Source organism: Nitratireductor sp. WH36-1 (genome assembly GCF_058725515.1).
Window position 1 is genome coordinate 3,520,308 of the sequence record NZ_CM178970.1, and the last position, 11,418, is coordinate 3,531,725.

At 58.5% G+C, this 11,418-nt stretch carries 9 protein-coding genes and 1 tRNA gene; 4 read left to right on the top strand and 6 right to left on the bottom strand.

Going from position 1 to position 11,418, the window contains the following annotated elements; translation table 11 throughout:
• Positions 1–224: 224 nt before the first annotated feature.
• The 4 genes from AC4PTT_RS16990 to AC4PTT_RS17005 all read right to left on the bottom strand — a co-directional run bounded on the left by AC4PTT_RS16990 (position 225) and on the right by AC4PTT_RS17005 (position 3,379).
• Complete coding sequence (locus AC4PTT_RS16990; RefSeq protein ID WP_492161719.1) at positions 225–1,736, bottom strand: multicopper oxidase family protein; 1,512 nt, start codon at positions 1,734–1,736, stop codon at positions 225–227.
• Entirely contained in the window at positions 1,733–2,227 is a 495-nt protein-coding gene (locus AC4PTT_RS16995) for a c-type cytochrome (RefSeq protein WP_492161720.1), read from the bottom strand. The genes AC4PTT_RS16990 and AC4PTT_RS16995 overlap by 4 nt, the downstream gene beginning before the upstream one ends.
• A gap of 130 nt (positions 2,228–2,357) precedes the next feature.
• The gene (locus AC4PTT_RS17000; RefSeq protein ID WP_206993889.1) at positions 2,358–2,840 is read right to left on the bottom strand and encodes a DUF411 domain-containing protein; all 483 of its coding nucleotides are present in this window, start codon (positions 2,838–2,840) and stop codon (positions 2,358–2,360) included.
• Positions 2,841–3,052: 212 nt separating this feature from the next.
• Positions 3,053–3,379: a hypothetical protein gene (locus tag AC4PTT_RS17005; RefSeq protein ID WP_206544645.1), complete on the bottom strand. Its 327-nt coding sequence runs from the start codon at positions 3,377–3,379 to the stop codon at positions 3,053–3,055.
• A gap of 415 nt (positions 3,380–3,794) precedes the next feature.
• Here AC4PTT_RS17005 and AC4PTT_RS17010 point away from each other — a divergent pair, with 415 nt between their 5' ends.
• From AC4PTT_RS17010 to AC4PTT_RS17025, 4 genes are all read left to right on the top strand, one after another.
• Entirely contained in the window at positions 3,795–4,460 is a 666-nt protein-coding gene (locus tag AC4PTT_RS17010) for an imm11 family protein (protein WP_492161721.1), read from the top strand.
• Between the two features lie 40 nt (positions 4,461–4,500).
• On the top strand, positions 4,501–6,534 hold the full coding sequence (locus tag AC4PTT_RS17015) for an SPM autocatalytic domain-containing protein (protein ID WP_492161722.1): 2,034 nt from the start codon (positions 4,501–4,503) through the stop codon (positions 6,532–6,534).
• Positions 6,535–6,679: 145 nt separating this feature from the next.
• Positions 6,680–8,851 carry a type I secretion system permease/ATPase gene (locus AC4PTT_RS17020; RefSeq protein WP_492161723.1) on the top strand — a complete coding sequence of 724 codons (2,172 nt, stop codon included), beginning with the start codon at positions 6,680–6,682 and terminating at the stop codon, positions 8,849–8,851.
• An 11-nt stretch (positions 8,852–8,862) separates the two neighbouring features.
• Entirely contained in the window at positions 8,863–10,329 is a 1,467-nt protein-coding gene (locus tag AC4PTT_RS17025) for an HlyD family type I secretion periplasmic adaptor subunit (RefSeq protein WP_475080777.1), read from the top strand.
• A 223-nt stretch (positions 10,330–10,552) separates the two neighbouring features.
• On the opposite strand, the gene AC4PTT_RS17030 is transcribed toward AC4PTT_RS17025, so the two are convergent.
• Together AC4PTT_RS17030 and AC4PTT_RS17035 are read right to left on the bottom strand one after the other, a co-directional pair.
• Positions 10,553–10,629: transfer RNA gene (locus AC4PTT_RS17030), tRNA-His, on the bottom strand.
• Positions 10,630–10,826: 197 nt separating this feature from the next.
• Positions 10,827–11,282 (bottom strand): phasin, encoded by a 456-nt coding sequence (locus tag AC4PTT_RS17035; protein WP_113156180.1) that lies wholly within the window; start codon positions 11,280–11,282, stop codon positions 10,827–10,829.
• Positions 11,283–11,418 lie beyond the last annotated feature (136 nt).

An 11,418-nucleotide genomic window follows, 5' to 3' on the forward strand; every position in this document is an offset into this window, starting at 1 on the left:
GCCCTCACGCTTGACCTTCCACCAGATGGAACCTCTACCCTGCAAAGGCCGAAACAGGAGAAGACATCATGATGAACGACTTCATGGGCACGGGAATGATGGGGTTCGGCGGTCTCTGGATGCTGCTGATTGGTGTTCTGGTCATTCTGGCGATCGCCGCGCTGGTCAAGTATCTGATGAAATAGCCAGCGCGGCCATATTAACGGGTCCTGCCCCGGGGCCGCTCAGCTCACGGTAAACTGCCCCATCATGCCGGCGTCCTCGTGTTCGAGAATGTGGCAATGATACATGAAGGGCGTGTCTCTGCTCGCCGGGTGATCGAACCGCACCAGCAGCTCCGTTTCGCCATCGACAAGAACCGTGTCTTTCCAGCCCTGGTCTTCCGGCCCCGGTTCGCGTCCGTTGACGCTGACCACCTGAAACGACACGCCATGGATGTGAAACGGGTGCGTGAGCATGTTCGTGGTCACGATCCAGCGTTCCGTCGCACCGCGTTCCACTTCTTCGTTGATCGCGCCCATCTCGAAGGGGCGGCCATTGATGGAGAAGCCCCCCATCATGCCTCCGCCCATGCCCCCCATGCCCCCCATGCCCCTGCCGCCGCCCATACCCATATCGAGCGAGAAGCGGCGCGTTGCGGCAATTTCTGCCGGGTCATGATCCGGGCGGATGCCGCCGAGATTGTCTGGCAGACGCTTGATCGAGCCTTCAAGACGCTCATCGACAGTGAACGGAAGAACCGGGAACTGCCGCAGCCCCGTGACCCTGTCCACCATGCCAAGCGCGCGTCCCATCATGCCGCCCATGCCTGAATTGGGATCGCCATCGCTCGCAAGCGTCATCGCCCGACCGTCGGAGAAATCGACAAGAATCTCGGCCCGTTCGCCCGGTGACAGGCGCAGGGTCTCCAAAGCCACGGGTACCGGCAGATAGCCGCCATCCGTCGCAACCAGATGCATGGGCCGCCCGTCATCACAGAAGAGCGAATAGATCCGCGCATTCGACGCATTGATCAGCCGCAGGCGGACGATGGATTTCGGCACCACGGCCACCGGATCGAGCTGCCCGTTGATGAGCATCGTGTCGCCTGTCATGCCATGCATGATGTCCATCATGGAGCTTGCATAGGCGAGTTCGCCATCCTGCGTGAAGCGCCGGTCCTGCAAAAGGAGCGTCAGATCATCGACTCCATAGGTGGACGGCAGGCCGCGCTCGTCATCCAGACCATCGGTGACGTGGATTGCGCCGGCAAGCCCGGCATAGACATCACGCGCCGTGCGGCCATGGATATGGGTGTGGAAGAACGCGGTGCAGGGCGACTGGTCGATCTCCATGTCGGGAACCCACTCGCCACCGGGCTCCACGGGCAAATGCGGGCCGCCATCATGCTCTCCGGGTACAAGAAGGCCATGCCAATGCGCACTGACGGGAATGGGCAGCGTGTTGCCCACCCTGGCCTCCAGCGGCCCCTTCTTCATGCGCACGACGGGTCCGAGATAGGACTGGTTGAAGCCGATGGTCGGGGCGCTCAGCCCGCCGCCAAAATCCGTCTGCCCGGTCTGCGCCACCACCTCGAAACGACCGGTCTCAGTCGTGTCGATCAGCGTCGGCATGCGCAAAGGCGCGCGGTCTGCGGCAAGGGCTGCGGCGGGTGGCAATGAGGGTCGCAGCACGATGCCGGCAGCGCCTATCGCAGCCAGCGCGGTTGCACCTGTGAGAAAGTGACGTCGTTTCATCGTGTTCGCTCCTGCGCGGAACGCGCGTTCAGTTCGTCGTGGCCCTCGCGTATCTCATCGGGCCAGGTGCTCTTGATGTAGGACAGCACCGCAACGATCTCCTCATCCGACAGAATGCCATCATAGACCGGCATTGCCGAAACGTAATCGTCGAGATTGGCTGCCGCAGCCACACCGTGTTTCGTTATCGCGAAAAGCAGCGTGTCATTGTGGTGCCAGGTGTGCCCGGTTTCGTCATGCGGCGGCGCGGGCATGGAGCCATCCTGCCCGGGCGTGCGCCAGTCCGCGGTCTCGCCTTCAAGGTCTGCGCCATGGCACGAGGCGCAATTGGCCGCGTAGACGTCCCTGCCGCGCGCAACGAGCTGCCGGTCATCGGGCTTCAGGAGAGCAGCATCCTCCGCCGCCCCCTCCACCAGCACCAGCCAGAGCGCCGCCGATAGAGCGACCGCGAAAGCGACGCCCAGAACGACTAAGACCGAGCCTGCACGCATGCCTGCCTCGCCTGAACGGGAAAACCGGAGCCGCCGCCATCATACGGTGCCTGCGAAGACAGGACCGTCACGGCGACGGTCATGCCTGCTGCCGGAGCGCAATGCGCCCCGGCCCGAATGCCCGGCAAGGTCATTTCTTGCCGGTTTCGAGGAAGACGCCCGGCTGGGTGTCGGCATATCCGTCGAATGTGTAGACCGTGTATTCGGCCTCAGGGTCGTATCCCATGCCAAGCGAGCCCATCGGCATGCCCGGAACGGCGATGCCCTTCACATCCGGCTTCTCGGACATGAGCTTTTCCACCGCCTCGATCGGCACGTGACCTTCGAGCACATATTTGCGCTCGTCGCCGATCACCGCCGTGTGACAGGCCCCCATGGCGTCAGGCACACCAGCCTGTTTCTTGACGTTGGAGAGGTCTTCAAGGTCGGTCACCTTCATCGTGTAGCCGGCCTCTTCCATGGCCTCGACCCACACTTCACAGCAGCCGCACCACGGCGTCTTGTAGACGGTGATGGTCTTGTCGCTCTCTGCCGGGGCGGCATGGGCCGCACCAAGAAGCGTTGAAAGGACAAGTGCGGCGGCAGGCATCTGCTTCAGGATGGCGTTCTTCATTGTGGTTCTCTTTCGAATGATCTCGGGGAGAGCCGCGACAGGAACTGAAATCGTCCAGAGGGCCAGAATGCGCGCCACCGGGGCCGCTCTTGCGCGACCGGGTTCAGGTGGCGGGCTCATGCCCGAAGGCAGCGCAAAGGCGCACACCTTTCTGGAGACCGATATCCTCTCTCGACTGATTGAAATGCGCCGGATGCCGGCGCTGAAAGCGATCAGGCGAGGATGGGCGGTCGAAAGAGACGTAAGGGGACGGGCTGGTGAAGCGTGACGGTCGGCATGCTGGCAAGCGGAGAGACCGTGGCGTGGAACTGCTGCACCTGGAAGGGCGCGATGTAATGGCAATCCATTGCGCAATTCATCTCGAAGGGCATCGCGCCATCGCTGGCCGGCCCGCAGCAATCCATCATCGAAGAATCAGCGGGATGCGCGGCCGTTTCCGTGGCGGCGACCGAATCAGCCGCAAACGCCGTCTGCATTGCGGGAAGCGCGCCCGCAAAGGCAAAAACGATCAGAAGCAGGACGGCCAGAAACCTTCTCATGAAGCGTTATCTATCGCGCCATGGCCGGGAAATCCATAGAAACCGGGCGCCTGCGACACCGAAACCGGGTCTCGAGGCGTTCAATGTTGCGCCACTTCGATACGCATATCCATTGGGCGAAACACGACTGCCGCGGAGGGTAGCGGGCCAACAAACCCCCAAGAGGCTATCCGAAAGCTCACCCCTCCCCGGCGCTGCAGCGACCCGGTAAAAGAGTAAAGGCATCCGACGCCACTCATTTTTAGAACATCGCGATTGACAATCTTCCACTACTGATATCACTTAAGCTAAGTAATTGGATTTATTAAGATATATCGAAAAACTATTCAAACTTGAATTAAGTTTCATTCGAGCGCAGCGAACTGCACGACTCCGGCCCAACAGCCCCATATACCCCGCACTAAAGGCAAGAGCGATGAACGCCAACAAAACCTCCCGATCAACGACCATTGCGAAGCCGAAGAAGCGGAAGTTTTTTCTGTTCGGTCCCGACATTACAGGTGGCGGCAAAGGCCATGGGCTGGAAATTGTCAATGAAGATGCCCTGATCGTTCCTGGCCTCGCTTTTTTTGCCGCGCCGATAGATCGGGTCGAAACCTACAGGAAGTGGTCAGGCTTCGGATATTTCAAGGAAGTACCGCACATTGTTGAGAAAAAGGGGCATCGGCCACCGCGCGATATGGAGGCATATGGCGATTTCTCGCTCATTTCGGAGCGAATGAAACGGATACTAGAGACCGTCGACGAGAAAGCCTTCGCCTTTGCGGAATGTGACCTCACATTAGCGGACGGATCCAAGGGACCGACATACTATCTCTGTGATGTTGTTCGTGAGCTTGATGCACTGGACCTATCTTCTTCCAAATTGAAAGTGGAAGTTAGTGATGATTTTATCCATGGAAAACACTACAGCATTGCCGGAGGCGCCAGCCTTTTCTTCGATGAAGAAAAAATAGGTTCTGCACATGTTTTTGTACAACCCTGTCTTGGAGCAGACCCTATATGTGACAATATTTTGCGCGACGCATGCAAAAATGAAGATCTAAAGGGAATTCGATTCCGCGACGTCTCGACGCTATAATTAACATTCATTTTTAATATTGCTTTTTAGAGATTTCACCGTGACAAAAACAAATTTGCACCAGGAACATCATATTATTGAGCGTCAGGCATTCGGGAAAAGCGGACTGCTTAAGGAGCTTTCAAAACGCAATTTGTTCAACCTCGATAGTCCGCGCAATCTGCTAAACCTGCCGCAATCCAGGGACCTGGCGGCAAAGCTCGGCGTCTCACCGCATCAGGGTGGACCGTTGAAGGCATATTCTGAAGGGCTGGCCGGTCAACTTCAGAGGCTTCAGGGCACCAAAGACTACCGCGCCATGCTCTCCGGCGACAAAGCCGCCGGACAGCGGCTTGCCGGGCGCGTCAACGGGCTGATGGACACGCTGAAAGCGGGGCTGGTCAATGGTGATCTTTACACCAACACGCCGAAGGGTCTGTCGGATGTAGCGACGAACGCGAAGATCAGCTCCTTCTTCGGCGACCTCGACGGCTATACAAGGAAGCACGCGGCGCAGATCGGCAAGCTGGGAAAGTTGCCAGCGCCGGAGGCCAAGTGGGCGGCGGCTCTGAAGTCGAAGAAAGCACTCGAAACGACGGTAGACGCCTTGCAGAAAGCTGGCGTCAAGCTTGGCAAGGGACAGGCGGCCGCTACGCTTGAGGAGCTGGCCGGAGCCGTCGTGGTTTCGGGCAAGCAGAGCCTGCTCTCAGCGACATCTCTGACAACGCTCAAGAATTACTATGCCAGCCTTCCTGTTTACGTCAAAAAGGGCGTCAGGGTCAGCGGGCCGGCTGCCACTGCTTTGGGCATATCCGTGAGTGTCGCCGAGGCGGCGCAGCAGGCAAAAGCCGGCGACACAGCAGGTGCAATCGGCACTTTGGCACGCCTTGCGGGAGCCCTCTATTTCGGCGCGAAAGGCATGGCGCTCGGCGCTGCCGGCGGAATGGCTGCTGGCGGACCACTGGTCTCGGTCATCGGCGGCGTGATCGGCGGTGTGGCAGGCGCTGTGGGCGGCGAGATAGCCGTCCAGGCCATCATGACCGGTGCAACCCAGCTCATAGATAAAGTGGCAGACATTAGCGCCAGCAGGCCTTCGAGAACCTTTGCCAACTTCAACTTGTTCAACATGATCGAAATCATGTCCAACCAGGCCGTTTTCAACGAAATCAGGACAGCCATCAAAAATGGGCCACATAGGCTAAACGCGCTGGCGCAACAGGTTTCCGAGGTCAATGCTCCAAGAGGAGGGCCGCACCGTGGCAGCCCCTCGATTGGCCCCCGGTTGGGCAGTGGGGATGATCGGTGGCATGGCGCCACCTATGACCGCCGTGGCGCTAGCTCTGGTCGGCGCAAGTCCAAGCAAAGAACTGGCAGCATTGGCATTTCTTTTCCAAAAAGCGGCCAGAGTTCTACGGGACGAGCCTCCTACACCGTAGACCACAGTTCAGGAGGCCGGGGCGTAGTTTCAAAACAGGCACGAGACGCGGTTTCGAGAGGAAGGGGCGGGCTTTATCCAGTCGCTCTCGACCTTGATGGCGATGGAGTGCTTGATATCCGACCACTTGAACCAGCCTTGTCGGGAGGCCCCCTGTTCGATGCGAATTGCGATGGAACACCGGATTCGGTTGCCTGGGTCGGACCTTCGGACGGCCTGCTGACGATCGACCTTGGCGCCGATGGCGAACAAGGGCCTGACGGGACCATTGATCAAACCAGAGAACTCGCCTTTGCCCTGTGGAAGACACAGGACGAGATCGCAACGGAGAGCGGAACCAAGAGCAACAGGCCAGTGACCGACCTTGAAGGCTTGCGCTGGGCCTTCGACACCAATGGCGACAATGTTCTGGACCCTCACGATGATCGCTGGAACGAGTTCCGCATCTGGCAGGATCACAATCAAAACGGCGCTAGCGACCCCGGAGAGCTGCGCACGATGGAAGAGGCCCGTGTCGCCTTCATCGAACTGCTGCCATCCAGCAAAGGCTCAAGACTGTTCGCCGACGGTTCGGCCATAACCGGCACGAGCTCTTTCGGGAAAACGGATGGCACAGCCGGCCTCGCTGCCGATGTCGTGCTGAGCTATCGATCGCACTGAATCCCGACTTCCCGACCACACGCCCACCTGAACACCGGAAACGGCGTTCGGGTGGATGTGGTGTGCGAATTTCATGACCTGCAGCAGCGTTGAAAACGTGCCGCAGCCTCTCTCATGCATCCCGTATTTTCAGACGACACCGAGCATGGACAATAACCAGCCCCACGATCCGGGCCTACAAGCACGCACTGTTGCAGCGGAAACCGGGCTGGCGGCACTCAGCCTGATCGCGGGTTTCTATCGAATATCGATTGAGCCTGAGAAACTCTCGCGTGAATTGGCCCTTTCCGGCGAGGCCAACAGCCAGGACATTCAGCGCGCAGCGCGCTTGATCGGCCTGAAAGCTCGCCACGTCGGGCGACTGAATGCGCAGCGCCTCTCCACACTTCCCGCCCCCGCAATAGCCTGTCTTGGCGACAGGGGCTTCGCTGTATTCGGCGGAGTTACAAGAGAAGGAACCTACCGACTCCTCGATCCGGCAAGCCTGGCCGTTCGGGACCTGCCAGCCAATGAATTCCTTGAAGCCGCCAGTGGCGGCATGATTCTTCTGCAAAGGCGCATGGGCGGTCCGGGCACGGATCAGGAAAGTTTCGGCTTTCGCTGGTTCCTGCCATCGATCTGGCGCTATCGACGGCCGATCGTACATGTGCTTCTGGCCAGCCTGTTCGTGCAGATATTCGCCCTGGTCACCCCCCTGTTCTTCCAGGTGGTGGTCGACAAGGTCCTTGCGCATCGCAGCTATTCAACGCTGATTATCCTGGTTACCGGCTTGGTTGTTATCGGTCTCTTCGACGTCGTTCTCCAATATCTGCGCACCTATGCGCTATCGCATACGGCGAATCGGATTGATGTAGAGCTGGGCCGCCGACTGTTTCGTCATCTTCTCAACCTGCCGCTCAGCTATTTCGAGACCCGCGCTGCCGGTCAAACGGTCGCACGGGTGCGCGAACTGGAAACTATTCGCGACTTCCTCACCGGCCAGGCGCTCTTCAGCGGCCTCGACCTCGCTTTTACATTCATCTTCATCGCGGTGCTGTTCGCATATTCGACAACACTTACATGGATCGTGATTGCGTCCATCCCATTTTACATTGGTATCGGGGTTCTCATCCGACCATTTTTGCGGACCCGCATTGACGCAAAATTCGACCGCGGTGCCTATAGCCAGCAATTGCTCGTCGAATCCATCGTTGGCGCACAGACCATCAAGGCGGCGGCGATTGAGCCAACTATCACGGCGCAATGGGAGGAGCGTCTGGCCGCTTACGTAAAGGCGTCCTTTGCGGCGACCATGCTTGCAGCCAAGGGGCAGAACGCCATCCAGTATGTGAGCAAGGTGACAACGGCGGCGCTGCTCCTGTTCGGCGCTCAGGCCGTCATCAACGGCGAAATGACGGTCGGCGCACTCATAGCCTTCAACATGATCTCCGGGCAGGTTGCACAACCCATTCTACGCCTGTCGCAATTGTGGCAAGACTTCCAGCAGGTGCAGATTTCGGTGGCTCGGCTGGCAGATATTCTGAACGCCCCAGCGGAACCACGCCCCTCAAGCACCACCGCGCTACCCAGGCCGAATGGAGCCATAGAACTCAGAAGCGTTCGCTTCCGCTACTCACCCAACGGGCCGGATGTCTTGAAAGATATTAGTCTTGATATCGGTTCAGGAGAGGTGGTCGGCATTGTCGGCCCATCCGGATCAGGAAAATCCACACTGACCAAGCTTATTCAGCGGTTCTACATTCCAACTTGCGGCCAAGTACTGGTTGATGGGCAGGATATCTCCCAGGTCGATCCTGCATGGCTCCGCGCCAACACGGGCGTCGTGCTTCAGGAGAACCTGCTGTTCAACCGCAGCATTCATGACAACATCACTCTGGCCACCCCTTCCATGCCACGCGCAGATGCGATGCGCCTCGCAACGCTGGCCGGGGCCGATGAGTTCATTGCAAAATTGCCAAGCGGTTACGATACAATGATCGAAGAGCGCGGCGCCAACCTTTCGGGCGGGCAGCGCCAGCGTCTGGCCATTGCTCGCGCCCTGGCAACCAATCCGCCAATACTGATACTCGATGAAGCGACAAGCGCACTCGACTATGAGAGCGAGCGCATCATTCTCGCCAATATGCGCGAGATCGTTCGCGGGCGCACCGTTATCATCATAGCCCACCGTCTGGCCACGGTGCGGGGCTGCAATCGCATCATCGCCATGGATAACGGCCGCATCGTTGAAACCGGCACGCACGAAGACCTGTCAGCGCGCAAAGACGGGCTCTACGCGCATCTGTGGCGGCTCCAATCAGGACCGAGCCAAGGGTGAGGATCGTTCAATTGAAAGCTGCGAAGACATCGAAATCAGTCCAGGCGGCCCGCCCAAGGTCTGACTGTGCATTCCTGCCCGCCGCTTTGGAAATTCTGGAAACGCCCGCATCTCCCGTTCGCATCGCATTTCTATGGACCATATGTCTATTGGCAAGCAGCGCACTCCTATGGGCCTATCTTGGAAAAATCGACATTGTGGCAACGGCTCAGGGAAAGGTTCAGCCCGCCGGTCGCGTGAAGACCATCCAATCGCTGGAAAGCGGGAGGGTTAGCAGCGCAATCGCCATCAATGGCGCGCCTGTCAAAAAAGGGGATATCCTGCTCAGGCTCGATGCTGGCGAGGCGCAGTCGGATGAAACTGCACTCATAGGAAATCTAACGTCGCTGGAAGGCGAAATCGCCCGCCGCAAGGCCGTATTACAGGCAATCCGCTCCTGGCGGCTTCATTCCGACCGTAGAGAGGAAGCGGGCACTGTTCCAGATCTGCAATTCCCTCCCTCAGTGCCCCCATCAATCCGGCAACGTGAACGACAGAGTTATCGCGCCGAACTTGATGAGCTTGAAGCCGGACTGAACGTCCTTCGCGCGCAGAGCGAACAAAAGCATGCGGAAATCAGACGCTTGAAGAGGTCTGCCTCCTCACAAAGCGCCTTGATTGAAACGCTTTCAGAGCGGGTCGCAATGCGCTCCAGCCTGTTTCAGGCAAAGGTCGAAACGAAAGCTCACCTGCTTGAAACGCTGCAGGCGCTTCAGGAAGCCGAAGTGGGCCTTGCGACCTTGAAAGGCCAGTGCGAGGAGGCGAAGGCAGCACTCAAGGCGATTGAAAACGAGGCGGACAAGCTCGTGAAGAGCTATGTCAACGACAATGACAAACGCCAGTCTGAAGCGCTCCAGCGGGCGGCGGAATTGAAACAGACATTGCTCAAGGCCGAACGGCGTCGCGCGCTCATGACAATCGTCAGCCCGATTGACGGCACCGTTGAAGCTTCGGCAATCACGACAGTCGGCCAGGTGGTCACCGCCGGCACGGAACTGATGAGAGTTGTACCAGAAGGGGCCCGGCTTGAAGTTGAGGCCTATCTTGCCAATCGGGATGTCGGCTTTGTGGAAGTCGGCCAGGAAGCCATTATCAAGATTGAAGCATTTCCCTTCACGCGCCATGGAACCCTGACGGGACGGGTCACGCACGTTGCCACCGATGCCATCCCTGAACCCGACGCACGGGAAATCGAGAACAGCCCAGCCGCGGAACTGAAGAGCCTGGTGCCACTTGGTAACGTGCAACGCATGCAGAACCTGGTTTTCCCGATCACCGTTGAACTCATGGAGACAACCTTCATGATTGAGGACAGGCTCGCCCCCCTCATGCCCGGCATGATCGCCACGGTGGAAATCAAGACAGGTCAACGGCGCATCCTCGAATATCTCTTCTCGCCGCTTGCCGAGATTGGCGATCAATCCTTCAAGGAACGTTGAAAGGTTCCGCCATGTGGGCGGCTGAACTGACTTGCCTGAAGCGCCCCGTTCGTGGGCCAGCTCCAGCGATATGCAGCATGATTCCGAACGTGGGAGGCGAATCACAACATCTTCTGAAGATGCCCTCCAGAAAAGGAATGCGAACCATCCGCCGAGAGCGTTCGCGCATCACCGCTGGTAGCGGAATGCGTGGTTTCGGGCAATGCTGTGAAATGAAGAGAAATGGTACGGTTGGGTGGATTCGAACCACCGACCTCAGGAGCCACAATCCTGCGCTCTAACCAACTGAGCTACAACCGCACACGTGACCGGTGACCGGCGTTCGCGTCAATACGGGCAATTGATCGCTTTTTCAAGCCAAAAGAACAAAAGAAAAAAAGACCGGGGGGAGGATCCCGGTCTTTTTTCACAAGAGACCGAAGGGAGGAGGTTTCGGTCCCACTCGGCAGCAAGCGGGAGGAGGTGCTTTCTGCCGGACTACTCAGAGCGCTAACGCCTCAGGCGACGCGCAGTTCCTTGACGGCCTTCTCGAACACGTCCTTCATGGGCTTCGCCATGGTTTCAGCAGATTTCTGCGACGTGGTCTGGAAGTCCTTCATCTGGTCGACGGCCACTTCCATGCGCTTGCGCATGAAGTTGCTCTGCATTTCGATCAGCTCGGCGAAGGAGCGTACGCCAGCCAGCGCCTCAAGATGGGCGAGATTGGCTTCCGTGCCCTCGCGCAGCGCGGCAATCGACTTGGAGGTCAGCTCGTTGCCGGCGGTCTTTGCGCTCTCGAAAGTGGCCTCGAAAGCCTTCTGGGTCTCTTCCGCGCTCGACTTCATGCGGGAATAGGCCTCTTTCGTCTGCTCGGCGCTCTTTTCGGCGAAAGCGCGGAACTGCTCGCTCGCCTGCGTCGCATCAAACGTCGGGAATTCAACGGTCCCAGTGTCCTTTTGCGTGGTCTTGGTCATATCCGCGATCCTTTGGTTTTCGTTCATGGTGGCCTCTCCTTGGATGGCGCTCACCGATAATTCATGACCGGTATATAGCATCGATCTTTGTGCGTTGCAACATATTTGCTGCACCGCAACATAACCATCACCATAA

Excerpts from the sequence above, each read along its gene's own strand:
- AC4PTT_RS17035 (WP_113156180.1), bottom strand. The coding sequence starts at position 11,282 with ATGACCAAGACCACGCAAAAGGACACTGGGACCGTTGAATTCCCGACG.
- AC4PTT_RS16990 (WP_492161719.1), bottom strand. The coding sequence starts at position 1,736 with ATGAAACGACGTCACTTTCTCACAGGTGCAACCGCGCTGGCTGCGATA.
- AC4PTT_RS16995 (WP_492161720.1), bottom strand. The coding sequence starts at position 2,227 with ATGCGTGCAGGCTCGGTCTTAGTCGTTCTGGGCGTCGCTTTCGCGGTC.
- AC4PTT_RS17000 (WP_206993889.1), bottom strand. The coding sequence starts at position 2,840 with ATGAAGAACGCCATCCTGAAGCAGATGCCTGCCGCCGCACTTGTCCTT.
- AC4PTT_RS17005 (WP_206544645.1), bottom strand. The coding sequence starts at position 3,379 with ATGAGAAGGTTTCTGGCCGTCCTGCTTCTGATCGTTTTTGCCTTTGCG.
- AC4PTT_RS17020 (WP_492161723.1), top strand. The coding sequence starts at position 6,680 with ATGGACAATAACCAGCCCCACGATCCGGGCCTACAAGCACGCACTGTT.
- AC4PTT_RS17010 (WP_492161721.1), top strand. The coding sequence starts at position 3,795 with ATGAACGCCAACAAAACCTCCCGATCAACGACCATTGCGAAGCCGAAG.